Raw genomic sequence first — 25,870 nt, 5'->3', positions numbered from 1 at the left:
AACATGTTGCTCAGCATAATCACTGTCGCGTTTCGTAACCTGGAAGGGATAGTCAAAACACACGCCTCGCTGGCGCATCTGGCGCAGGCGGACGATATCTGCTTCGAATGGATTGTAGTCGATGGCGGCTCCAACGACGGCACCCGTGAGTATCTGGAAAATCTCAATGGTATCTATAACCTACGCTTTGTCAGCGAGCCAGATAACGGTATCTACGACGCCATGAACAAAGGTATTGAAATGGCACAAGGCAAGTTTGCGCTGTTTCTCAACTCGGGTGATATTTTTCATCAGGATGCCGCAAATTTTGTTCGTAAGTTAAAAGTGCAAAAAGATAACGTGATGATCACCGGCGATGCGCTGCTGGATTTTGGCGACGGTCATAAAATTAAACGTAGCGCCAAACCTGGCTGGTATATTTATCACAGCCTGCCCGCCAGTCATCAGGCGATATTTTTCCCGGTATCCGGCTTGAAAAAATGGCGTTATGACCTGGAATATAAAGTTTCTTCAGATTATGCGCTGGCGGCCAAAATGTATAAAGCTGGTTATGCATTTAAAAAACTCAATGGCCTGGTGTCTGAATTTTCCATGGGTGGAGTATCTACCACCAATAATATGGAATTGTGTGCCGACGCGAAAAAAGTCCAACGGCAGATATTACATGTGCCTGGCTTCTGGGCAGAATTATCCTGGCATTTACGCCAACGTACTACCTCAAAGACGAAAGCCTTATATAACAAAAGCTGAATATAAGGGAAAACGATGCAGGATTTAAGTGGTTTCTCGGTACCGAAAGGGTTCCGGGGCGGCAACGCTATTAAAGTGCAATTGTGGTGGGCAGTACAGGCAACAATATTTGCCTGGTCGCCACAAATATTGTATCGCTGGCGGGCATTTTTATTACGTTTATTCGGCGCAAAAATAGGAAAAAACGTAGTTATTCGTCCGTCAGTAAAAATTACCTATCCGTGGAAATTAACCTTAGGTGATTACGCGTGGGTCGGCGATGAGGTCAATTTATATACCCTCGGTGAAATAACCATTGGCGCGCATTCGGTGATATCGCAAAAAAGTTATTTATGCACCGGCAGCCACGATCATGCAAGTCGACATTTCATCATTAACGCCACGCCCATTGTGATTGGCGAGAAATGCTGGCTGGCAACCGATGTCTTTGTTGCCCCCGGCGTCACGATTGGCGACGGCACCGTCGTGGGTGCGCGGAGCAGTGTTTTTAAATCGCTTCCGGCAAATGCCATTTGCCGGGGGAATCCCGCAGTGATGATACGCGAACGCGTTGAAACTGAATAAATTCAAAAAATACAGAGGAATAAGACATGTCAAAAGTCGCTCTCATCACCGGTGTAACCGGGCAGGATGGTTCTTACCTGGCAGAACTGTTGCTGGAGAAAGGTTACGAGGTGCATGGCATTAAGCGTCGCGCATCGTCATTCAACACCGAGCGCGTGGATCACATTTATCAGGATCCACACACCTGCAACCCGAAATTCCATCTGCATTATGGCGACCTGAGTGATACTTCCAACCTGACGCGTATTTTGCGTGAAGTACAGCCGGACGAAGTGTACAACCTGGGCGCGATGAGCCATGTCGCGGTTTCTTTTGAGTCACCGGAATATACCGCTGACGTTGATGCGATGGGCACGCTGCGTCTGCTGGAGGCGATCCGTTTCCTCGGTCTGGAAAAGAAAACCCGTTTCTATCAAGCCTCCACTTCTGAACTTTACGGTCTGGTGCAGGAAATCCCGCAGAAAGAGACCACGCCGTTCTACCCGCGCTCTCCGTATGCCGTCGCCAAATTGTACGCCTACTGGATCACCGTTAACTACCGCGAATCCTACGGCATGTACGCTTGTAACGGTATTCTCTTCAACCATGAATCCCCGCGCCGTGGCGAAACCTTCGTTACCCGCAAAATCACCCGCGCAATCGCCAACATCGCCCAGGGGCTGGAGTCGTGCCTGTACCTCGGCAATATGGATTCCCTGCGTGACTGGGGCCATGCCAAAGACTACGTAAAAATGCAGTGGATGATGCTGCAACAGGAACAGCCAGAAGATTTTGTTATCGCTACCGGCGTTCAGTACTCCGTACGTCAGTTCGTGGAAATGGCGGCAGCACAGCTGGGCATCAAACTGCGCTTTGAAGGCACGGGTGTTGAAGAGAAGGGCATTGTGGTTTCCGTCACCGGGCATGACGCGCCGGGCGTTAAACCGGGTGATGTGATTATCGCCGTTGATCCGCGTTACTTCCGTCCGGCTGAAGTTGAAACGCTGCTCGGCGACCCGACCAAAGCGCACGAAAAGCTGGGTTGGAAACCAGAAATCACCCTCAGAGAGATGGTGTCTGAAATGGTGGCAAATGACCTTGAAGCGGCGAAAAAACACTCTCTGCTGAAATCTCACGGCTACGACGTGGCGATCGCGCTGGAGTCATAAGCATGAGTAAACAACGAATTTTTATCGCTGGCCATCGCGGGATGGTCGGTTCCGCCATCAGGCGGCATCTCGAACAGCGCGGTGATGTGGAACTGGTATTACGCACCCGCGACGAGCTGAACCTGCTGGACAGTCGCGCGGTGCATGATTTCTTTGCCAGCGAGCGCATTGACCAGGTCTATCTGGCGGCGGCAAAAGTGGGCGGCATTGTCGCCAACAACACCTATCCGGCGGATTTCATCTATCAGAACATGATGATTGAGAGCAACATCGTTCACGCCGCACATCAGAACGACGTGAACAAACTGCTGTTTCTCGGATCGTCCTGCATCTACCCGAAACTGGCAAAACAGCCGATGGCAGAAAGCGAGTTGTTGCAGGGTACGCTGGAGCCGACCAACGAGCCTTATGCCATTGCCAAAATTGCCGGGATCAAACTGTGCGAATCTTACAACCGCCAGTATGGACGCGATTACCGCTCAGTCATGCCGACTAACCTGTACGGGCCGCACGACAACTTCCATCCGAGTAACTCGCACGTGATCCCTGCATTGCTGCGCCGCTTCCACGAGGCGACTGCACAGAATGCGCCGGACGTGGTGGTGTGGGGCAGCGGTACACCGATGCGCGAATTTCTGCATGTCGATGATATGGCGGCGGCGAGCATTCATGTCATGGAGCTGGCGCACGAAGTCTGGCTGGAGAACACCCAGCCGATGCTGTCGCACATTAACGTCGGCACGGGCGTTGACTGCACTATCCGCGAGCTGGCGCAAACCATCGCCAAAGTGGTTGGTTACAAAGGCCGGGTGGTTTTTGATGCCAGTAAACCGGATGGCACACCGCGCAAACTGCTGGATGTGACGCGCCTGCATCAGCTTGGCTGGTATCACGAAATCTCACTGGAAGCGGGGCTTGCCAGCACTTACCAGTGGTTCCTTGAGAATCAAGACCGCTTTCGGGGGTAATGATGTTTTTATGTCAGGAAGACTTTGCCACGGTAGTGCGCTCCACTCCGCTTGTCTCTCTCGACTTTATTGTTGAGAACAGTCGCGGCGAGTTTCTGCTTGGCAAAAGAACCAACCGCCCGGCGCAGGGTTACTGGTTTGTGCCGGGAGGGCGCGTGCAGAAGGACGAAACGCTGGAAGCCGCATTTGAGCGGCTGACGATGGCGGAACTGGGGCTGCGTCTGCCGATAACAGCAGGCCAGTTTTACGGTGTCTGGCAGCATTTTTATGACGATAACTTCTCCGGCACGGATTTCACCACTCACTATGTGGTGCTCGGTTTTCGCTTCAGAGTCGCGGAAGAGGAGCTGTTTCTGCCGGATGAGCAGCACGACGATTACCGCTGGCTGACGCCGGACGCGCTGCTCGCCAGTGACAATGTTCACGCTAACAGCCGCGCCTATTTTCTCGCTGAGAAGCGTACCGGAGTACCCGGATTATGAAAATACTGGTCTACGGCATTAACTACTCGCCGGAGTTAACAGGTATCGGCAAATATACCGGTGAGATGGTCGAATGGCTGGCGGCGCAAGGTCATGAGGTGCGGGTCATTACCGCGCCGCCTTACTACCCGCAGTGGCAGGTGGGGGAGAACTATTCTGCCTGGCGGTACAAACGTGAAGAGGGAGCCGCCACGGTGTGGCGCTGCCCGCTGTATGTGCCAAAACAGCCGAGCACACTGAAACGCCTGTTACATCTCGGCAGTTTTGCCGCCAGCAGTTTTTTCCCGCTGATGGCGCAACGTCGCTGGAAGCCGGATCGCATTATCGGCGTAGTGCCAACGCTGTTTTGCACGCCGGGAATGCGCCTGCTGGCGAAACTCTCTGGCGCGCGCACGGTGCTGCATATTCAGGATTACGAAGTGGACGCCATGCTGGGGCTGGGTCTTGCCGGAAAGGGCAAAGGCGGCAAAGTGGCACCGCTGGCGACGGCGTTCGAACGTAGCGGACTGCATAACGTCGATAACGTCTCTACCATTTCGCGCTCAATGATGAACAAAGCCGTTGAAAAAGGCGTGGCGGCGGAAAAGGTCATCTTCTTCCCCAACTGGTCGGAAATTGCCCGTTTTCAGCATGTTGCAGAGGCTGATGTTGACGCCCTTCGTAACCAGCTTGGCCTGCCGGATAACAAAAAAATCATTCTTTACTCCGGCAATATTGGCGAAAAGCAGGGGCTGGAAAACGTTATTGAAGCCGCCGATCGCCTGCGCGATGAACCGCTGATTTTTGCCATTGTTGGGCAGGGCGGCGGCAAAGCGCGGCTGGAAAAAATGGCGCAGCAGCGTGGACTGCGCAACATGCAATTTTTCCCGCTGCAATCGTATGACGCTTTACCCGCACTGCTGAAGATGGGCGATTGCCATCTGGTGGTGCAAAAACGCGGCGCGGCAGATGCCGTATTGCCGTCGAAACTGACCAATATTCTGGCGGTAGGCGGTAACGCGGTGATTACCGCAGAAGCCCACACAGAACTGGGGCAGCTTTGCGAAACCTTTCCGGGCATTGCGGTTTGCGTAGAACCGGAATCGGTCGAGGCGCTGGTGGCGGGGATCCGTCAGGCGCTCCTGCTGTCCAGACACAACACGGTGGCACGTGAATATGCCGAACGCACGCTCGATAAAGAGAACGTGTTACGTCAATTTATAAATGATATTCGGGGATAATTATGGCGCAGTCGAAACTCTATCCAGTGGTGATGGCAGGTGGCTCCGGTAGCCGCTTATGGCCGCTTTCCCGCGTACTTTACCCCAAGCAGTTTTTATGCCTGAAAGGCGATCTCACCATGCTGCAAACCACCATCTGCCGCCTGAACGGCGTGGAGTGCGAAAGCCCGGTGGTGATTTGCAATGAGCAGCACCGCTTTATTGTTGCGGAACAGCTGCGTCAACTGAACAAACTTACCGAGAACATTATTCTCGAACCAGCAGGGCGTAACACTGCCCCTGCCATTGCGCTGGCGGCGCTGGCGGCAACACGTCATAGCCCTGAGAGCGACCCGCTAATGCTGGTGCTGGCGGCGGATCATGTGATTGCAGATGAAGACGTTTTTCGCGCCGCCGTGCGTAACGCCATGCCGTATGCCGAAGCGGGCAAACTGGTGACTTTCGGCATTGTGCCGGATCTACCAGAAACCGGTTATGGCTATATTCGTCGCGGCGAAGCGTCTGCGGGCGAGCAGGATGCGGTGGCCTTTGCAGTGGCGCAGTTTGTCGAAAAACCGAATCTGGAAACCGCTCAGGCCTACGTGGCAAGCGGCGAATATTACTGGAATAGCGGTATGTTCCTGTTCCGCGCCGGACGTTATCTCGAAGAACTGAAAAAATATCGCCCGGATATTCTCGACGCCTGTGAAAAAGCGATGAGCGCCATCGATCCGGATCTCGATTTTATTCGTGTGGATGAAGAGGCGTTTCTGGCCTGTCCGGAAGAGTCGGTGGACTACGCGGTCATGGAACGCACGGCAGATGCGGTTGTGGTGCCGATGGATGCGGGCTGGAGCGATGTCGGTTCCTGGTCTTCATTATGGGAGATCAGCGCCCACACTGCCGAGGGCAACGTTTGCCACGGTGATGTGATTAATCACAAAACCGAAAACAGCTATGTGTATGCCGAATCTGGCCTGGTCACCACAGTCGGGGTGAAAGATCTGGTCGTGGTGCAGACCAAAGACGCGGTACTGATTGCCGACCGTAACGCGGTGCAGGATGTGAAAAAAGTGGTCGAGCAGATCAAAGCCGATGGTCGCCATGAGCATCGGGTGCATCGCGAAGTGTATCGCCCGTGGGGCAAATATGACTCTATCGACGCAGGCGACCGCTACCAGGTGAAACGCATCACCGTGAAACCCGGTGAGGGCTTGTCGGTACAGATGCACCATCACCGCGCGGAACACTGGGTAGTGGTGGCGGGAACGGCAAAAGTCACTATTGACGGTGATATCAAACTGCTTGGTGAAAACGAGTCCATTTATATTCCGCTGGGGGCGACGCATTGCCTGGAAAACCCGGGGAAAATTCCGCTCGATTTAATTGAAGTGCGCTCCGGCTCTTATCTCGAAGAGGATGATGTGGTGCGCTTCGCGGATCGCTACGGACGGGTGTAGCAGTTGAATAATCAACCGGATTAATTCTCCGGTAAATAACGACAAAAACAAAATTGGCCGCTTCGGTCAGGGTCAACTATTGCCTGAAAAAGGGTAACGACATGAAAAAATTAACCTGCTTTAAAGCCTATGATATTCGCGGAAAATTAGGCGAAGAACTGAATGAAGATATTGCCTGGCGCATTGGTCGCGCCTATGGCGAATTCCTTAAACCGAAAACCATTGTTTTAGGCGGTGATGTCCGTCTCACCAGCGAAACCTTAAAACTGGCGCTGGCAAAAGGTTTACAGGATGCGGGCGTCGATGTGCTGGATATCGGCATGTCCGGCACCGAAGAGATCTATTTTGCCACGTTCCATCTCGGTGTTGATGGCGGCATTGAAGTCACTGCCAGCCATAATCCGATGGATGACAACGGCATGAAGCTGGTGCGCGAAGGGGCTCGCCCGATCAGCGGCGATACCGGACTGCGCGACGTCCAGCGTCTGGCAGAAGCCAACGACTTCCCGCCTGTCGATGAAACAACACGCGGTCGCTATCAGCAAATCAATCTGCGTGACGCTTACGTTGATCACCTGTTCGGTTATATCAATGTCAAAAACCTCACGCCGCTCAAACTGGTGATCAACTCCGGGAACGGCGCGGCGGGGCCGGTGGTGGACGCTATTGAAGCCCGCTTTAAAGCCCTCGGTGCGCCTGTGGAATTAATCAAAGTGCACAACACGCCGGACGGCAATTTCCCCAACGGTATTCCTAACCCACTACTGCCGGAATGCCGCGACGACACCCGTAATGCAGTCATCAAACACGGCGCGGATATGGGCATTGCTTTTGATGGCGATTTTGACCGCTGTTTTCTGTTTGACGAAAAAGGGCAGTTTATCGAGGGCTACTACATCGTCGGCCTGCTGGCAGAAGCGTTCCTCGAAAAAAATCCCGGCGCGAAGATCATTCACGATCCGCGTCTTTCCTGGAACACCATCGATGTGGTGACTGCCGCAGGCGGTACGCCGGTGATGTCGAAAACCGGACACGCCTTTATTAAAGAACGTATGCGCAAGGAAGACGCCATCTACGGCGGCGAAATGAGCGCGCATCATTACTTCCGTGATTTCGCCTACTGTGACAGCGGCATGATCCCGTGGCTGCTGGTAGCCGAACTGGTGTGCCTGAAAGAGAAAACGCTGGGCGAACTGGTGCGCGACCGGATGGTGGCGTTCCCGGCAAGCGGTGAGATCAACAGCAAGCTGGCGCAGCCCGTTGAGGCGATTAACCGCGTCGAACAGCACTTTAGCCGCGAGGCGCTGGCGGTGGATCGCACTGACGGCATCAGCATGACCTTTGCCGACTGGCGCTTTAACCTGCGCTCCTCCAACACCGAACCGGTGGTGCGGTTGAATGTGGAATCACGCGGTGATGTGCCGCTGATGGAAGCGCGAACGCGAACTTTGCTGACGTTGCTGAACGAGTAATGTCATTACTTTCCCCCTCACTCTGACGCTCTACTGCCTGCGGAGAGAAGAGAGCACGGAACTTTCTTCTCCCCCTCGCCCCTTTGGGGAGAGGGCCGGGGTGAGGCGACAATAGAACAGGAACAACGATGACAAATCTAAAAAAGCGCGAGCGAGCGAAAACCAATGCATCGTTAATCTCTATGGTGCAACGCTTTTCAGATATCACCATCATGTTTGCCGGACTATGGCTGGTTTGCGAAGTGAGCGGACTGTCATTCTTCTACATGCACCTGTTGGTGGCGCTGATTACGCTGGTGGTATTCCAGATGCTGGGCGGCATCACCGATTTTTATCGCTCATGGCGCGGTGTTCGGGCAGCGACAGAATTTGCCCTGTTGCTACAGAACTGGACGTTAAGCATGATTTTCAGCGCCGGACTGGTGGCGTTTAACAATGATTTCGACACGCAACTGACAATCTGGCTGGCGTGGTATGGGCTGACCAGTATCGGACTGGTGGTTTGCCGTTCGTGCATTCGTATTGGTGCGGGCTGGCTGCGTAATCATGGCTATAACAAGCGTATGGTTGCCGTGGCGGGGGATTTAGCTGCCGGGCAAATGCTGATGGAGAGCTTCCGTAATCAACCGTGGTTAGGGTTTGAAGTGGTGGGCGTATACCATGACCCGAAACCGGGCGGAGTGTCTAACGACTGGGCGGGTAACCTGCAACAGCTGGTCGAGGATGCGAAAGCGGGCAAAATCCATAACGTCTATATCGCGATGCAGATGTGCGACGGCGCGCGAGTGAAAAAACTGGTTCATCAACTGGCGGACACCACCTGTTCGGTGCTGCTGATCCCCGACGTCTTTACCTTCAACATTCTCCATTCGCGCATTGAAGATATGAACGGTGTGCCGGTGGTGCCGCTGTATGACACGCCGCTTTCCGGGATTAACCGCCTGATTAAACGTGCGGAAGATATTGTGCTGGCAACGCTGATCCTGCTGCTGATCTCCCCGGTGCTGTGCTGCATTGCGCTGGCGGTGAAACTCAGTTCACCGGGGCCGGTTATTTTCCGCCAGACTCGCTACGGCATGGATGGCAAACCGATCAAAGTGTGGAAGTTCCGTTCGATGAAAGTGATGGAGAACGACAAAGTGGTGACCCAGGCGACGCAGAACGATCCGCGCGTCACCAAAGTGGGGAACTTTCTGCGCCGCACCTCGCTGGATGAACTGCCGCAATTTATCAATGTGCTGACCGGGGGGATGTCGATTGTCGGTCCACGTCCGCACGCGGTGGCGCATAACGAACAGTATCGACAGCTCATTGAAGGCTACATGCTGCGCCATAAAGTGAAACCGGGCATTACTGGTTGGGCGCAGATTAACGGCTGGCGCGGCGAAACCGATACACTGGAGAAAATGGAAAAACGCGTCGAGTTCGACCTTGAGTACATCCGCGAATGGAGCGTCTGGTTCGATATCAAAATCGTTTTCCTGACGGTATTCAAAGGTTTCGTTAACAAAGCGGCATATTGATATGAGCTTACGTGAAAAAACCATCAGCGGCGCGAAGTGGTCGGCGATTGCCACGGTGATCATCATCGGCCTCGGACTGGTGCAGATGACCGTGCTGGCGCGGATTATCGACAACCACCAGTTCGGCCTGCTTACCGTGTCGCTGGTGATTATCGCGCTGGCAGATACGCTTTCTGACTTCGGTATCGCTAACTCGATTATTCAGCGAAAAGAAATCAGCCACCTTCAACTCACCACGTTGTACTGGCTGAACGTCGGGCTGGGGATCGTGGTGTGCGTGGCGGTGTTTTTGTTGAGTGATCTCATCGGCGACGTGCTGAATAACCCGGACCTGGCACCGTTGATTAAAACATTGTCGCTGGCATTTGTGGTGATCCCCCACGGGCAACAATTTCGTGCGTTGATGCAGAAGGAGCTGGAGTTCAACAAAATCGGCATGATCGAAACCAGCGCGGTGCTGGCGGGCTTTACTTTTACGGTGGTTAGCGCCCATTTCTGGCCGCTGGCGATGACTGCGATCCTCGGTTATCTGGTCAATAGTGCGGTGAGAACGCTGCTGTTTGGCTACTTTGGTCGCAAAATTTATCGCCCCGGTCTGCATTTCTCGCTGGCGTCTGTTGCGCCGAACTTACGCTTTGGTGCCTGGCTGACGGCGGACAGCATCATCAACTATCTCAACACCAACCTTTCAACGCTGGTGCTGGCGCGTATTCTCGGCGCGGGCGTGGCGGGGGGATACAACCTGGCGTACAACGTGGCCGTTGTGCCGCCGATGAAGCTGAACCCGATCATCACCCGCGTGCTGTTTCCGGCGTTTGCCAAAATTCAGGACGACACCGAAAAACTGCGCGTGAACTTCTACAAGCTGCTGTCGGTGGTGGGGATTATCAACTTCCCGGCGTTGCTGGGGCTGATGGTGGTATCAAATAATTTTGTGCCACTGGTCTTTGGCGAGAAGTGGAACAGCATTATTCCGGTGCTGCAATTGCTGTGTATTGTGGGGCTGCTGCGCTCGGTGGGTAACCCGATTGGTTCGCTGCTGATGGCGAAAGCGCGGGTTGATATCAGTTTTAAATTCAACGTATTCAAAACATTTCTGTTTATTCCGGCGATTGTTATCGGTGGGCAGATGGCGGGCGCGATCGGCGTCACGCTCGGCTTCCTGCTGGTGCAGATTATCAACACCATTCTGAGCTACTTCGTGATGATTAAACCGGTGCTCGGTTCCAGTTATCGCCAGTACATCCTGAGCTTGTGGCTACCGTTTTATCTCTCGCTGCCGACGCTGGTGGTTAGTTATGCGCTGGGCGTGCTGCTGAAAGGGCAACTGGCGCTGGGGATGCTGCTGGCGGTGCAAATTACCGCAGGCGCGCTGGCGTTTGTGGTGATGATTGTGCTGTCGCGCCATCCGCTGGTGGTGGAAGTGAAACGCCAGTTTTGTCGCAGCGAAAAAATGAAAATGCTTCTACGGGCAGGGTGAAGTGTTGTTTTCGGTTCCGGCTCGGGTTTTGTAGGTCTGATAAGACGCGTCAGCGTCGCATCAGGCAAAAAACAGCAATGAAAACAACAAATACAACCTCACCTGGCATCAAATTTATGAGGAAAAAATGAAATTACTTATTCTTGGCAACCATACTTGCGGCAATCGCGGCGACAGCGCCATCCTGCGCGGCTTACTTGATGCCATCAACATCCTCAATCCACAAGCCGAAGTGGACGTCATGAGTCGCTATCCGGTCAGTTCTTCCTGGCTGCTTAATCGCCCGGTGATGGGCGATCCGCTATTCCTGCAAATGAAACAGCACAACAGCGCGGCGGGCGTTGTCGGGCGCGTTAAAAAAGTTCTCCGTCGCCGCTATCAACACCAGGTATTGCTCTCACGCGTCACCGACACTGGCAAGCTGCGCAATATCGCCATCGCCCAGGGATTCACCGACTTCGTGCGCCTGCTGTCAGGTTACGATGCCATTATCCAGGTCGGCGGATCGTTTTTTGTCGATCTCTACGGCGTGCCGCAGTTTGAACACGCGCTATGCACGTTTATGGCGAAAAAGCCGCTGTTTATGATTGGTCACAGCGTTGGCCCGTTCCAGGATGAGCAATTCAACCAACTGGCGAACTACGTTTTCGGTCACTGCGACGCGCTGATCCTGCGCGAATCGGTCAGCCTTGATCTGATGAAACGCAGCAATATCACCACCGCAAAAATCGAACATGGCGTCGATACCGCCTGGCTGGTCGATCATCACACCGAAGATTTCACCGCCAGCTATGCCGTTCAACACTGGTTGAATGTTGCCGCACAACGCAAAACCGTGGCAATTACTCTGCGCGAACTGGCACCGTTCGACAAACGCCTTGGCACCACTCAACAAGCGTATGAAAAAGCTTTTGCCGGGGTGGTCAATCGCATTCTCGACGAAGGCTATCAGGTGATTGCGCTCTCCACTTGTACGGGCATCGACAGCTATAACAAAGACGACCGCATGGTGGCGCTCAACCTGCGTCAGTACATCAGCGATCCTGCCCGTTACCACGTGGTGATGGATGAACTTAACGATCTGGAAATGGGCAAAATTCTTGGTGCCTGTGAACTTACCGTTGGTACGCGGCTGCACTCCGCCATTATCTCCATGAACTTTGCCACTCCGGCAATTGCCATCAACTACGAACATAAATCCGCCGGGATTATGCAACAACTGGGGCTGTCGGAGATGGCAATTGATATCCGTCATTTATTAGACGGCAGCCTGCAAGCGATGGTTGCGGATACCTTAGGCCAGCTTCCGGCGCTGAATGCACGACTTAGCGAAGCTGTCAGTCGCGAACGTCAGACGGGAATGCGGATGGTGCAGGCTGTGCTTGAGCGCATCGGGGAGGCGAAATGAAGGTCGGCTTCTTTTTACTGAAATTTCCGCTGTCGTCAGAAACCTTCGTCCTCAATCAAATCACTGCGTTTATTGATATGGGATTTGAGGTGGAGATTGTCGCGCTGCAAAAAGGCGACACACAAAACACCCATGCGGCATGGACGAAGTACAACCTTGCTGCCAGAACTCGCTGGTTACAGGACGAACCACGGGGCAAAGTGGCGAAGCTGCGTCACCGCGCAAGCCAGACCTTACGCGGCATTCATCGTAAAAATACCTGGCAGGCGCTCAACCTCAAACTCTATGGTGCCGAATCGCGGAACCTGATTTTGTCTGCCATTTGCGGCCAGGTCGCAACACCGTTTCGTGCCGATGTGTTCATCGCTCATTTTGGTCCAGCAGGAGTAACCGCTGCAAAATTGCGTGAACTGGGGGTGATTCGCGGCAAAATCGCCACAATCTTCCACGGCATTGATATCTCCAGTCGGGAAGTGCTCAATCATTACACTCCCGAATATCAACAACTGTTTCGCCGTGGCGACCTGATGTTGCCAATAAGCGATCTATGGGCGGGGAGATTACAAAAGATGGGCTGCCCGACGGAAAAAATCGCTGTATCGCGCATGGGCGTGGACATGACGCGCTTTAGCCCTCGTCCGGTTAAAGCGCCTGGAACACCGCTGGAGATTATTTCCGTTGCACGTTTAACTGAGAAAAAGGGCCTGCATGTGGCGATCGAATCTTGCCGTCAGCTCAAAGAGCAGGGCGTGGCATTTCGCTATCGCATCCTCGGCATTGGTCCGTGGGAGCGGCGCTTACGCACGCTCATCGAACAGTATCAACTGGAAGATGTGGTAGAGATGCCGGGCTTTAAACCGAGCCATGAAGTGAAAGCGATGCTCGACGACGCGGATGTCTTCCTGTTGCCATCGGTAACGGGCGCGGATGGCGATATGGAAGGGATACCTGTGGCGTTGATGGAAGCGATGGCGGTCGGCATTCCGGTCGTTTCCACTTTGCATAGCGGAATACCAGAACTGGTGGAGGCAGATAAATCTGGCTGGCTGGTGCCGGAAAATGACGCCTATGCACTGGCGCAACGGCTGGCGGCGTTTAGCCAACTGGATACAGACGAACTGGCTCCGGTCGTCAAACGTGCGCGCGAAAAAGTCGAACACGATTTTAACCAGCAGGTGATTAACCGAGAACTCGCCAGCTTGCTGCAAGCTTTATAGAGGAGAACGCATGTCATTTAAAACAATCTCCCGACGCACCTTCCTGACGGCAAGCTCCGCGCTTGCTTTCCTCCATACCCCTTTCGCCCGTGCACTTCCCGCCCGACAAAGCGTTAACATCAACGACTACAATCCGCACGACTGGATCGCCTCATTTAAACAAGCCTTTAGCGAAGGGCAAACGGTCGTCGTGCCCGCCGGATTTGTTTGCGACAACATTAACACCGGCATCTTCATCCCTCCCGGCAAAACGTTACACATCCTCGGTAGTTTGCGCGGCAACGGCAGAGGGCGATTTGTCTTACAGGACGGCAGCCAGGTGACAGGGGTGAAGGGCGGCAGTATGCATAACATCACCCTGGATGTGCGTGGCTCTGACTGCACCATCAAAGGGCTGGCGATGAGCGGCTTTGGTCCGGTAACGCAGATTTATATCGGCGGCAAAAACAAACGGATCATGCGCAACCTGACCATCGATAACCTGACCGTTAGCCACGCTAATTACGCTATCTTACGTCAGGGATTTCATAACCAGATTATCGGTGCCAACATCACCAATTGTAAGTTCAGCGACTTACAGGGCGACGCCATCGAATGGAACGTGGCAATCAACGACCGCGATATTTTAATTTCCGACCACGTAATAGAACGCATAAACTGTACTAATGGCAAAATCAACTGGGGTATCGGCATAGGCCTTGCGGGAAGTACCTACGATAATAACTATCCGGAAGACCAGGCGGTGAAAAACTTTGTCGTGGCGAATATTACAGGATCGGATTGTCGACAGCTGATCCATGTTGAAAATGGCAAACATTTCATTATCCGTAATATCAAAGCGCGTAATATTACGCCTGATTTCAGCAAGAAAGCCGGTATTGATAACGCCACTGTAGCGATATATGGATGTGATAACTTTGTTATTGACAATATAGATATGGTTAATAGTGCCGGGATGTTAATCGGCTACGGCGTCATTAAAGGCAAGTATCTCTCAATACCGCAAAACTTCAGACTGAATAATATTCATCTTGATAATACGGATCTTGCCTGGAAATTGCGTGGAATCCAAATCTCCGCAGGGAATGCTATCTCCTTTGTTGCGCTGACCAATATTGCGATGAAACGTGCTTCTCTGGAGCTACACAACAAGCCGCAGCACCTTTTTATGCGTAATATCAAGGTAATGCAAGAATCTTCGGTTGGCCCGGCATTGACCATGAACTTCGACTTGCGTAAGGATGTCCGTGGGACATTTATGGCAAAGAACGAAACGCTACTGTCACTGGTAAATGTTCATGCGGTAAATGAAACAGGACAAAGCTCGGTCGATATCGGCAGGATTAATCACCATGTCGTTAATGTGGAAAAGATAAACTTCAGGCTACCGAAACGGGAACGATAGATTTGCGACCATTCCTGGAAAAATGGCACCATACTTAAGAATAATGCTACTGCAATCCTGGACAAAGCGGCGTAACATCGGAAGGAAATCAGTAATCAATTCAGGGTAATTGATGCTGGCGAAAAAAATCGAACAAGCTATAATTCAGCAACCATTTTACAGGTGGATGAAATAATGACGAATTTAAAAGCAGTTATTCCTGTAGCGGGTCTTGGGATGCATATGTTGCCTGCAACTAAGGCGATTCCTAAAGAGATGCTACCCATCGTCGATAAGCCAATGATTCAGTACATTGTTGACGAGATTGTGGCTGCAGGAATCAAAGAAATCCTCCTGGTAACTCATGCGTCCAAAAACGCAGTCGAAAACCACTTCGACACCTCTTATGAATTAGAATCCCTCCTTGAGCTGCGCGTGAAGCGACAGCTGCTGGCAGAAGTACAGTCCATCTGCCCACCGGGCGTGACCATTATGAACGTGCGTCAGGGTGAACCATTAGGTTTAGGCCACTCTATTTTGTGTGCCCGACCGGCTATTGGTGATAATCCATTTGTCGTCGTGCTGCCCGATGTCGTTATTGATGATGCCAGCGCCGATCCGTTGCGTTACAACCTTGCAGCAATGATTGCGCGCTTCAATGAAACTGGTCGCAGTCAGGTATTGGCAAAACGTATGCCGGGAGACCTCTCTGAATACTCCGTCATCCAGACTAAAGAGCCGCTGGATCGCGAAGGTAAAGTCAGCCGCATTGTTGAATTTATCGAAAAACCCGATCAGCCGCAGACGCTGGATTCAGACATTATGGCCGTAGGCCGTTATGTGCTTTCTGCCGATATTTGGCCTGAACTGGAGCGCACTCAGCCTGGTGCATGGGGGCGAATTCAGCTAACAGATGCCATTGCTGAACTGGCGAAAAAACAGTCCGTTGACGCAATGCTGATGACTGGTGACAGTTACGACTGTGGTAAGAAAATGGGCTATATGCAGGCGTTTGTAAAATATGGGCTGCGCAACCTGAAAGAAGGGGCGAAGTTCCGCAAAGGCATTGAGAAGTTGTTAAGCGAATAACGAAAATCTGACAGGAAGTGTCGGTCAGTAAGAAATTAAAAACGGCAGTGAAGATTCATAGCATAAGTTTTGCGCATTGAATTTTCCTGCCGTTGTTTTTTTGTGAATTTCAATAATAACAATGAGTTAGCAAACGGGGTCGCGTCAAACTTTTCCAGGATTTTCCTTGTTTCTATGGCTGTTTGGTAAGACAATTAGCGTTTGAATTTTTCGGATTTTGCGCGAGTGAGTAACGCTCGTCACATCGTAGTCATGCACGCAGTGCTCTGGTAGCTGTTAAGCCAGGGGCGGTAGCGTGCACTAATGCCTCTATTAATCAATTCTGGAGCAGTCTATTTCACAGCATGCTCTATAGCTATATGGAATAAAAAAGTGAAGATACTTGTAACTGGTGGCGCAGGGTTTATTGGCTCTGCTGTAGTTCGTCACATTATAAATAATACGCAGGACAGTGTTGTTAATGTCGATAAATTGACTTACGCCGGAAACCTGGAATCACTCGCTGAAGTTTCTGATTCTGAACGTTATTCATTTGAGCATGCAGATATCTGCGATGCCGTAGCTATGGCGCGTATTTTCGCACAGCACCAGCCAGACGCGGTGATGCACCTGGCGGCAGAGAGCCATGTTGACCGTTCAATAACTGGCCCTGCAGCATTTATTGAAACCAATATTGTGGGTACTTATGTTCTATTAGAAGCGGCGCGCAATTACTGGTCTGCTCTGAATGATGAAAAGAAAAAAGGTTTCCGCTTTCATCATATTTCTACTGATGAAGTGTATGGCGATTTACCCCATCCGGATGAAGTAAATAATAACGAAGCGTTACCGCTATTTACGGAAACGACAGCTTACGCGCCAAGTAGCCCATATTCTGCTTCTAAAGCGTCCAGCGATCATTTGGTACGCGCATGGAAGCGGACTTATGGTTTACCGACCATTGTGACTAATTGCTCTAACAATTATGGTCCTTATCACTTCCCGGAAAAATTAATCCCATTGGTTATTCTGAATGCTCTGGAAGGTAAGCCATTACCTATTTATGGTAAAGGGGATCAAATTCGCGACTGGTTGTATGTAGAGGATCATGCTCGTGCGTTATATACCGTCGTAACCGAAGGTAAAGCGGGCGAAACTTATAACATTGGCGGACACAACGAAAAGAAAAATATCGACGTAGTGTTCACTATTTGTGATTTGTTGGATGAGATTGTACCGAAAGAGAAATCTTATCGTGAGCAAATTACTTATGTTGCCGATCGCCCAGGGCATGATCGCCGTTATGCAATTGATGCCGATAAAATTAGCCGCGAATTGGGCTGGAAACCGCAAGAAACGTTTGAGAGCGGTATTCGTAAAACGGTGGAATGGTATCTGGCTAATACAAATTGGGTTGAGAATGTGAAAAGCGGTGCTTATCAGTCGTGGATTGAACAAAACTATGAGGGCCGTCAGTAATGAATATCCTGCTTTTTGGCAAAACAGGGCAGGTGGGTTGGGAACTGCAACGTGCTCTGGCACCGCTAGGTAATCTGATTGCTCTTGATGTTCACTCCACTGATTATTGTGGCGATTTCAGCAACCCCGAAGGTGTGGCTGAAACTGTCAAAAAAATTCGCCCTGATGTTATTGTTAATGCGGCTGCTCACACTGCAGTAGACAAAGCGGAATCAGAATCGGATTTCGCACAATTACTTAACGCGACAAGCGTCGAAGCGATTGCAAAAGCAGCTAATGAAGTCGGAGCCTGGGTTATACACTACTCCACTGATTATGTTTTCCCAGGCAGCGGTGACACGCCATGGCTGGAAACGGATGCAACAGCACCGCTAAATGTCTACGGTGAAACCAAGCTAGCTGGGGAAAAAGCGTTACAAGAACATTGCGCAAAGCATCTTATTTTCCGTACCAGCTGGGTATACGCTGGTAAAGGAAATAACTTTGCCAAAACAATGTTACGTCTGGCAAAAGAACGCGAAGAGTTGGCTGTAATAAACGATCAATTCGGCGCACCAACAGGTGCTGAATTGCTGGCTGATTGCACTGCTCATGCCATTCGTGTGGCAGTAAACAAACCCGAAGTTGCTGGTTTGTACCATCTGGTTGCTGGTGGCACAACAACCTGGCACGATTATGCCGCTCTGGTATTTGAAGAAGCGCGCAAAGCGGGGATCAACCTTGCTCTTAACAAACTCAACGCCGTGCCAACAACGGCCTATCCCACACCAGCCCGTCGACCCCATAACTCTCGCCTCAATACAGAAAAGTTTCAGCAGAACTTTGCGCTTGTCTTACCTGACTGGCAGGTGGGCGTGAAACGTATGCTCAACGAATTATTTACGACTACGGCAATTTAACAAATTTTTGCATCTCGCTCATGATGCCAGAGCGGGATGAATTAAAAGGAATGGTGAAATGAAAACGCGTAAAGGTATTATTTTGGCGGGTGGGTCTGGTACTCGTCTTTATCCTGTAACGATGGCAGTAAGTAAACAGCTGTTACCTATTTATGATAAACCGATGATCTATTACCCGCTCTCTACACTGATGTTAGCGGGTATTCGCGATATTCTGATTATCAGTACGCCACAGGATACTCCCCGTTTTCAGCAATTACTGGGTGATGGTAGCCAGTGGGGCCTGAATCTTCAGTACAAAGTGCAACCGAGTCCAGATGGTCTTGCGCAGGCATTTATCATAGGTGAAGAGTTTATCGGTGGTGATGATTGTGCTCTGGTTCTCGGTGATAATATTTTCTATGGACACGACTTGCCGAAATTAATGGAAGCGGCTGTTAACAAAGAAAGCGGTGCAACGGTATTTGCTTATCACGTTAATGATCCTGAACGTTATGGTGTTGTGGAGTTTGATAATAACGGTACGGCAATTAGTCTGGAAGAAAAACCTCTGGAACCAAAAAGTAACTATGCGGTTACTGGGCTTTATTTCTATGACAATGATGTTGTGGAAATGGCGAAAAACCTTAAGCCTTCTGCGCGTGGTGAACTGGAAATTACCGATATTAACCGTATTTATATGGAACAAGGACGTTTGTCTGTCGCTATGATGGGGCGTGGTTATGCATGGCTGGATACAGGAACTCATCAAAGCCTTATTGAAGCAAGTAACTTCATTGCAACAATTGAAGAGCGTCAAGGGTTGAAAGTTTCTTGCCCGGAAGAGATTGCTTATCGTAAAGGATTTATTGATGCAGAGCAGGTGAAGATATTGGCCGAGCCGCTAAAGAAAAATGCTTATGGTCAATATCTGCTAAAAATGATTAAAGGTTATTAATAAAATGAACGTAATTGAAACTGAAATTCCTGATGTGCTAATTTTTGAACCAAAAGTATTTGGTGATGAACGCGGTTTCTTTTTTGAGAGTTTTAACCAGAAAGTATTTGAAGAAGCTGTAGGGCGGAAAATTAATTTCGTACAAGATAATCACTCGAGATCAGTTAAAGGTGTTTTAAGAGGGCTACATTTTCAAATAAAACCATATTCTCAAGCAAAATTAGTCCGATGTGTTAAAGGTGAAGTTTATGATGTTGCTGTAGATATACGACCTGAGTCAAGTACATACTGTAAGTGGGTCGGTGTATTTCTTTCTGCTCAAAATAAAAAACAATTATGGATACCTGAAGGTTTTGCACATGGTTTTGTAGTAGTGAGTGATGAGGCTGAGTTTTTATATAAAACTACTAATTATTATATGCCAAGTGCTGAAGGTTGTATCAGATGGGATGATCCAGTATTGAACATTGACTGGCCGATGAAAGCAAATGAGCTTATCCTGTCAGATAAAGATAAAAATGCTGAAAGATGTTTTTTTAAAAAGTAAGGGATACATATGATACCATTTAATAAGCCTTATCTTCAGGGAAATGAATTGACATATATTGCGGAAGCAGTGTCTAATGGCAAAATATCAGGTGATGGGATTTTCACCAAAAAGTGTCATGAGTTTTTTGAAAGGAAATACGGATTTAAGAAAGCTTTGTTGACCACTTCTTGTACAGATGCCCTAGAGATGGCTGCTATCCTTTTAGATATAAAACCTGGCGATGAAGTTATAGCTCCTGCTTATACCTTTGTTTCAACTGTCAATGCTTTTGCTCTCAGAGGTGCAAAAATAATTTTTGCTGATAGTTATGATGATAATCCAAATATGGATCCGGAATCTGTAAGCAATCTCATTACAAATAAAACGAAAGCAATAATTGTTGTACACTATGCCGGTGTAGCATGCGATATGGATAGATTTTTAGAGCTTTCGAAAGAATATAAAATTCATATCATCGAAGATGCAGCGCAAGCGATTGATTCTTATTATAAAGATAGACCATTGGGTAGCATTGGTACGTTTGGAACCTTTTCCTTTCATGAAACTAAAAATATAATTTCAGGAGAAGGAGGACTAATTGTTTTAAATAACGATGAATATTTTCATCGGGCAGAAATTATTAGAGAAAAAGGCACGAATAGAGCATCTTTTTTTAGAGGGGAAGTCAATAAATATGGATGGGTTGATATAGGCTCTTCGTTTCTCCCATCTGATATAATAGCTGCTTATCTTTATGCGCAATTGGAAAGTGTAGATGTTATACAAAATAAGAGAAAGGAATTGTGGAAAGAGTATTATAATAATCTAAAAGAGTTGGCCAACTCTGGATATATAAAACTACCGACAATACCTGAGTATGCTACCAATAATGCTCATATGTTTTATATTATATGCAGTGACCTTAAAAAACGCTCAGAACTTATTTCTTATTTAAAGGAGAGTGGAATACATTCCGTTTTTCATTACTTATCGTTGAACAAAAGTGAGTATTATTTAAGGCAAAATAAAAAAATCAGTTTGCAAAATAGTGATAAATTCGCTGATTGTCTGTTAAGGCTGCCAATGTATTATGAACTGGAGTGCAAACAAGTTAACTATATTTCTGAAAAAATAGCTGATTTCTTTAAAAAATATGCATGAAAATACTGTGGTGGTATTATAACCACCACGTTATATTGCTGGGGAAATTTTATACTATGAAAATGGTGTATGAATAGAGAATTTAAGCTTTTAATTTACATATATAGTGTAAGAATATATACGGCATTAGTGACGATTTTTTTAATCCCAATATTAATTGGAGAAATTGGGTTAGAGGCGTATGGTCTGATAGGTTTTTTTGCAGTGCTTCAAGCTTGCCTTAGTATTCTAGATGCGGGGTTAGGGGGAGTAATAACAAGAGAAGCAATAGTATCAAGGAAAAATCAAGAAACATATAAAAAATTTAATATTCTGTATAAGAAAATAGTTATATTTTTTATAGTGGTATCATTGTTATTAGTTACCTGTGGTTGGTGGGTAAGTGATCAATATAGTACTTCATGGTTAAATACAAAGCTTGATGAAGATGTTGTTATCTTTTGCACAACAGCGATGTTTTGGGTGTTCGCATTACGCTATATGCAAGGACCATTCCGTAGCATATTACTTTCAAATGAATCACAAATCATATTGACAACTATTAATCTATTTACCATCACACTATCTCAGCCATTGACTATATTTTTAATGAAATATCTAGATGAAGGGATTAAGTTTTATTTTTCTATGCAACTTATTTCATCAGCTATTGGCTGTGTTTCTATGGTGTTATATAGTGAGAAAATAAGGAGGAAAGTATTATTCTTATGTCCTCTCGAAGAGGATGGCATAAAATCTGATGATGCCTCTGTTAAAAAATTAATAGTTTTCGCATTACAATTATCAACGCTTTCCATTTTATGGGTTTTAGTTAACCAGTCAGACAAATTAGCACTAACAAAATACAGCACATTAACAGAATATGGTATTTATAGTGTCGCAGTATCTATCATAAGTGTGTTAGCTATATTGAGTGATCCGTTGAATCAGTATTTACAACCTAGATTAACAAGATATTATCATCAAAATAAGCTAAAAGAATATTCGAAATTATTTAGTAATGCATTAAGGTTTATATGTATATTAACAATACCTCTAAGTGTATTTTTATTTTTTTATAGCAAGGATGTTTTATTTATATGGAGCGGTGATGAAATATTATCAATTAAAGCTGCGAAGTATTTACCATGGTTATTTATAGGTGGGGTATTTTCAATATACTCTAATTTTGTGTTTTTATTATTATATAGTTTTGGTGAGTTAAGAAAGCACACAGTAGTGTATGCGTTATTTAGTCTTTTCGTAATTCCGGCAAATATCTTTTTGGCAAAACAATATTTAGGTCAAGGGACATCTATTTTCTTCGGTATTAGTTCTATGTTCTTATTTGTTTTATGGGGGGGGTATAATTTTGCAAAATTTTTCGTCAAAGGATTGCGGATCATATATATATATATCATTCCTTTATTTCTGATTGAAATCATATATTTCAAAGTTTCAACAGCTTTCCCGTATAATCATGCTGCAAAATGGCTTTTATTCATTCAATTATTTGGGGTTGGTTTAACAGGGCTTGTTTTGGCTATTATTTACTGCAAGTTGATGGATAAAAAAAATTCACAAGTAATATTAAAGATTGTAAACAAATGAATATATATATTTATGCAAGCTCATATGATGAAAATAGTGGTGGCTCTGTAGTCCTACATAGACTATGCCATATCATAAATAAATATAGTGTCCATAGTGCATATTTAGTTAAATTGGATCCATTTCATTATGGTAAAAAAACAATTAGAAAATATCTGTCAAAATTAAAATGGGAACTTTGTAATAAGTTCAAATTTAAAACTAATGATGATTGGAATACTCCTGTTTGGCACAAATTAAAAAATATTCCTTCAGATTCCGTGGTAATTTATCCGGAAATAATCAATGGTAATCCTTTAAAAATAAATAATGTCGTAAGATGGTTATTACATCAACCTGGTCATCATACTAATGTCATTGATTATGGAAAAAATGAACTATATTTTAAATTTAACTCAGCGATTCATGACTTTGATAATGATGGATCTTATACAGCATCAAATGAACTAAAGGTAATTTACTATCCAATTCAAATATACAATGAAAAGGTAAATCAAGAAAGGGATATAGAGTGTTGTTATCTTATACGGAAGGGGTTTTATAAAAAAAGCATCCATCCTCCTAAAGCAATAAAAATTGACGGATTAACTCATCAAGAAATAGCTGATATTTTTAGACGCTCACAGAAATTTATTTCATATGATGATTATACAGCATATTCTATATTTTCTGTTCTGTGTGGTTGTCCATCTTATGTAGTACCGACAGATGGACAAACTGTTAATGATTGGTATCCTGATGAAAGAGATCGTTATGGGATATCATATGGTTTTACTGATGAGCAAGCTAAATGGGCAGAAGAGACCAAAGATAGAGTTTATAGACATATAATAGATGAGCATAACAAATCAATAGATAGGGTGATTGATTGTTTACAAGAAATTGAATTTTTTTTTGGTAAAAATGGAACTACTAAGTAGTGGGTAAAAATTATTCATTTTATAACAATTGACTGTTTTTAGAAAAATAACATTTAAAAGAGTTAATATTGTATTTTATTAGTAGTATGCAAATAAGACAGGTAAAACATGATAGAACAAAATAAATGTATTATTGCAGTCGTGGTCCTTTTCAAACCTGAAATTGCACGCATACATGGATTGCTGAAAAGTATAATTATGCAAGTTGACAAGGTTGTTCTTATCGACAACACAGACGAGTCTAATTTAACAATACCTGATTCCGAGTTTGAGCCGTACGGAGAAAAAATTGAACATTATCGACTGAACAACAATCTAGGCATTGCAAAAGCTCAGAACATTGGAATTCATTATGCCGAAAAATCGAAAGCATCTCATATTTTATTTTTGGATCAAGACAGTATCGTTTCAGAAGGAATGGTTAAAAAATTGCTAATTAATGAGCGTGATCTTTTAAATAGTGGAAAACAAGTTGCTGCTTTAGGTCCAGCATTTAAGGATGAGAAAACTGGAAAAATAACAGGTGCAATTCATATTAGTCCATTTTATAAAACCACGGTATGTCATGGTGTTCATCCGTTAGAAACAGATTTTCTAATTTCTTCAGGGAGTTTGATTAGAATGGAGGTACTGCAAAAAATCGGATTCATGGATGAGGAGTTGTTTATAGATTTCGTTGACATTGAATGGTGCGAACGGGCGAAGAAAATGGGATTACGATCTTATGTTGTGCCTGATATTGTCATGATGCACAACATTGGAAATGAAGCAAAACGAGTATTGGGTAAAAATGTGATAATGCATAGTGATTTTAGGCATTATTTTATAGTAAGGAATTCAATTTATTTGATTCTTAAAGATAAACTTTCATTTAATCATCGTATATATTTATTTATCCGCTTGCCATTATTTATAGTTGTCCACACACTTAATTCATCTTCAAAGTTAAAAAAAATCAAACTGTTATTGACTGCAATAAAAGATGGTGTTGTAGGTAAAATGGGAAAAGGTTACTTCTCTAATTCTTGATAAATGTATTGGCAATGTAAACTAAACATTAATTTATAATGGCCATTTAATCTAATCATGAAATGAGATTGTAATGTTTTTATACCTCTCGATATTTATATGCATTTCTATTCTATCTTTTCTCCCGAACAAGAAATATTTGTTAAAAGCAATAATGATCTTTTTGTTTTTAATGTGTGCATTCCGTAGTGAGTTTGTCGATAGGGATTATACAAACTATATTACGCTAATTTTTGAGTCAGCAAATAACTTATTCTATCCAATAGAATTATCATTTAAACTAATAAGTTTTATTGCTGTTAATATTCTTGATGGATATTATTTTGTTTTTATTATTTTTGCGCTGATATCTATCTCTCTAAAATATAGTATAATAAAAAAATCTTCACCATTTTTACTGCTATCTGTACTTGTGTATTACTCAAATACATTTTTACTGCAAGATATGACTCAGATTCGAGCTGGAGTTGCAGGTGCTATAGTACTATATTCAGTATTACAATATGCAAAAAACAAAAATATCATGAGTTTTGTGATGTTGATTGTCCTCGCATCGACATTTCATATCACTGCATTGTTATTTTTTATTGTTCTTGCATTTGATACTAATGTAGTTAGCCGAAGGTATATCTTTATTTATTTCTTAACTTTAATTGGGGCATATTGTTGTTATTATTTAGGTGTCAATTTCATAACCTTATTAAGATATATCCCTGTTTCTTATGTACAATATAAATTTAGTGATTATATTAGCCAAGCCCAAGGTGCTGACTTTGTTCCTGTCAATATTTTCTCTGTAATGCAAATATTGCATTTACTTATAGTTATATTATCTTTTGTTTTTTCCAGGAAAAATATCTTATCTCATGATAAGGTGCTTTTTATCAAAATTTATTCATTATCTCCGCTTGCTTTCATTATATTATCTTCTATGCCAGTATTCGCTTTGCGCGTTAGTGAGCTTTTTGCTATTAGTGAAATCATTCTAATTCCATCCTTGCCCCTTCTTTTTAGACAAAAAAAGTTTGCAAAATTAGTGGTTATAGGAATATGTTTTATTATGTTTTATATTAATATATATCATCTTGAGATTTTAAATGAGTATTCGACATTGTAAGCTAAGAATATGCCATATGTGATTATGGCTATTGTTTGGCATCATTGATGGATACAAATCAAAATCAGTGTTAATAATGTGGAAAA

23 protein-coding genes are annotated in these 25,870 nt (G+C 46.2%); all 23 read left to right on the top strand.

What is annotated here, in order from left to right; genetic code table 11:
- Nucleotides 1-3 precede the first annotated feature (3 nt).
- Complete coding sequence (gene wcaE / locus A7589_RS18390) at nucleotides 4-750, top strand: colanic acid biosynthesis glycosyltransferase WcaE (RefSeq protein ID WP_000927024.1); 747 nt, start codon at nucleotides 4-6, stop codon at nucleotides 748-750.
- Between the two features lie 15 nt (nucleotides 751-765).
- Nucleotides 766-1,314 (top strand): colanic acid biosynthesis acetyltransferase WcaF, encoded by a 549-nt coding sequence (gene wcaF, locus A7589_RS18385; protein ID WP_001153541.1) that lies wholly within the window; start codon nucleotides 766-768, stop codon nucleotides 1,312-1,314.
- Nucleotides 1,315-1,340: 26 nt separating this feature from the next.
- The gene (gmd, locus tag A7589_RS18380; RefSeq protein WP_000048207.1) at nucleotides 1,341-2,462 is read left to right on the top strand and encodes a GDP-mannose 4,6-dehydratase; all 1,122 of its coding nucleotides are present in this window, start codon (nucleotides 1,341-1,343) and stop codon (nucleotides 2,460-2,462) included.
- A gap of 2 nt (nucleotides 2,463-2,464) precedes the next feature.
- A complete protein-coding gene (gene fcl / locus A7589_RS18375; RefSeq protein ID WP_000043597.1) occupies nucleotides 2,465-3,430 on the top strand; it encodes a GDP-L-fucose synthase in 966 nt (321 codons plus the stop codon).
- Nucleotides 3,431-3,432: 2 nt separating this feature from the next.
- The gene (gmm, locus tag A7589_RS18370; protein ID WP_024257385.1) at nucleotides 3,433-3,912 is read left to right on the top strand and encodes a GDP-mannose mannosyl hydrolase; all 480 of its coding nucleotides are present in this window, start codon (nucleotides 3,433-3,435) and stop codon (nucleotides 3,910-3,912) included.
- Nucleotides 3,909-5,132 (top strand): colanic acid biosynthesis fucosyltransferase WcaI, encoded by a 1,224-nt coding sequence (gene wcaI / locus A7589_RS18365; protein ID WP_108188951.1) that lies wholly within the window; start codon nucleotides 3,909-3,911, stop codon nucleotides 5,130-5,132. Before gmm ends, wcaI begins: the two co-directional genes overlap by 4 nt.
- A 2-nt stretch (nucleotides 5,133-5,134) precedes the next feature.
- Nucleotides 5,135-6,571, top strand: a complete 1,437-nt coding sequence (cpsB, locus tag A7589_RS18360) for a mannose-1-phosphate guanyltransferase (RefSeq protein WP_105282789.1) — start codon at nucleotides 5,135-5,137, stop codon at nucleotides 6,569-6,571.
- 101 nt (nucleotides 6,572-6,672) lie between these two features.
- Entirely contained in the window at nucleotides 6,673-8,043 is a 1,371-nt protein-coding gene (gene cpsG, locus A7589_RS18355; protein ID WP_105282788.1) for a colanic acid biosynthesis phosphomannomutase CpsG, read from the top strand.
- A 128-nt stretch (nucleotides 8,044-8,171) separates the two neighbouring features.
- Entirely contained in the window at nucleotides 8,172-9,566 is a 1,395-nt protein-coding gene (wcaJ, locus tag A7589_RS18350) for an undecaprenyl-phosphate glucose phosphotransferase (RefSeq protein WP_105282787.1), read from the top strand.
- A 1-nt stretch (nucleotide 9,567) separates the two neighbouring features.
- The gene (gene wzxC, locus A7589_RS18345) at nucleotides 9,568-11,046 is read left to right on the top strand and encodes a colanic acid undecaprenyl disphosphate flippase WzxC (RefSeq protein ID WP_105282786.1); all 1,479 of its coding nucleotides are present in this window, start codon (nucleotides 9,568-9,570) and stop codon (nucleotides 11,044-11,046) included.
- Nucleotides 11,047-11,173: 127 nt separating this feature from the next.
- Entirely contained in the window at nucleotides 11,174-12,454 is a 1,281-nt protein-coding gene (wcaK, locus tag A7589_RS18340; protein ID WP_105282785.1) for a colanic acid biosynthesis pyruvyl transferase WcaK, read from the top strand.
- Nucleotides 12,451-13,671: a colanic acid biosynthesis glycosyltransferase WcaL gene (wcaL, locus tag A7589_RS18335; protein ID WP_016158512.1), complete on the top strand. Its 1,221-nt coding sequence runs from the start codon at nucleotides 12,451-12,453 to the stop codon at nucleotides 13,669-13,671. Before wcaK ends, wcaL begins: the two co-directional genes overlap by 4 nt.
- Before the next feature lie 10 nt (nucleotides 13,672-13,681).
- A complete protein-coding gene (gene wcaM, locus A7589_RS18330) occupies nucleotides 13,682-15,076 on the top strand; it encodes a colanic acid biosynthesis protein WcaM (protein ID WP_105282784.1) in 1,395 nt (464 codons plus the stop codon).
- 174 nt (nucleotides 15,077-15,250) lie between these two features.
- A complete protein-coding gene (gene galF / locus A7589_RS18325) occupies nucleotides 15,251-16,144 on the top strand; it encodes a UTP--glucose-1-phosphate uridylyltransferase GalF (RefSeq protein WP_000183032.1) in 894 nt (297 codons plus the stop codon).
- A gap of 372 nt (nucleotides 16,145-16,516) precedes the next feature.
- Nucleotides 16,517-17,602 (top strand): dTDP-glucose 4,6-dehydratase, encoded by a 1,086-nt coding sequence (rfbB, locus tag A7589_RS18315; RefSeq protein ID WP_000699454.1) that lies wholly within the window; start codon nucleotides 16,517-16,519, stop codon nucleotides 17,600-17,602.
- A complete protein-coding gene (rfbD, locus tag A7589_RS18310) occupies nucleotides 17,602-18,501 on the top strand; it encodes a dTDP-4-dehydrorhamnose reductase (protein ID WP_001023626.1) in 900 nt (299 codons plus the stop codon). The genes rfbB and rfbD overlap by 1 nt, the downstream gene beginning before the upstream one ends.
- Before the next feature lie 58 nt (nucleotides 18,502-18,559).
- On the top strand, nucleotides 18,560-19,438 hold the full coding sequence (gene rfbA / locus A7589_RS18305) for a glucose-1-phosphate thymidylyltransferase RfbA (protein WP_000857527.1): 879 nt from the start codon (nucleotides 18,560-18,562) through the stop codon (nucleotides 19,436-19,438).
- A 4-nt stretch (nucleotides 19,439-19,442) separates the two neighbouring features.
- Nucleotides 19,443-19,985, top strand: a complete 543-nt coding sequence (rfbC, locus tag A7589_RS18300; protein WP_001100713.1) for a dTDP-4-dehydrorhamnose 3,5-epimerase — start codon at nucleotides 19,443-19,445, stop codon at nucleotides 19,983-19,985.
- 9 nt (nucleotides 19,986-19,994) lie between these two features.
- Entirely contained in the window at nucleotides 19,995-21,128 is a 1,134-nt protein-coding gene (gene rffA / locus A7589_RS18295; protein WP_105282783.1) for a dTDP-4-amino-4,6-dideoxygalactose transaminase, read from the top strand.
- 69 nt (nucleotides 21,129-21,197) lie between these two features.
- The gene (locus A7589_RS18290) at nucleotides 21,198-22,718 is read left to right on the top strand and encodes an oligosaccharide flippase family protein (protein WP_105282782.1); all 1,521 of its coding nucleotides are present in this window, start codon (nucleotides 21,198-21,200) and stop codon (nucleotides 22,716-22,718) included.
- Nucleotides 22,715-23,638, top strand: coding sequence for a hypothetical protein (locus A7589_RS18285; protein WP_001028918.1), 924 nt, complete (start codon nucleotides 22,715-22,717; stop codon nucleotides 23,636-23,638). Before A7589_RS18290 ends, A7589_RS18285 begins: the two co-directional genes overlap by 4 nt.
- A 108-nt stretch (nucleotides 23,639-23,746) precedes the next feature.
- Complete coding sequence (locus A7589_RS18280) at nucleotides 23,747-24,667, top strand: glycosyltransferase family 2 protein (RefSeq protein WP_000572559.1); 921 nt, start codon at nucleotides 23,747-23,749, stop codon at nucleotides 24,665-24,667.
- Nucleotides 24,668-24,740: 73 nt separating this feature from the next.
- Nucleotides 24,741-25,784, top strand: coding sequence for an EpsG family protein (locus A7589_RS18275; RefSeq protein WP_105282781.1), 1,044 nt, complete (start codon nucleotides 24,741-24,743; stop codon nucleotides 25,782-25,784).
- Nucleotides 25,785-25,870: the final 86 nt, after the last annotated feature.

The sequence above is a fragment of the Escherichia sp. MOD1-EC6475 genome (genome assembly GCF_003046645.1).
Lineage (GTDB): Bacteria > Pseudomonadota > Gammaproteobacteria > Enterobacterales > Enterobacteriaceae > Escherichia > Escherichia ruysiae.
The sequence above is the reverse complement of the archived record's forward strand: the minus strand, read 5'-3'. Positions and strand labels throughout refer to the sequence as shown.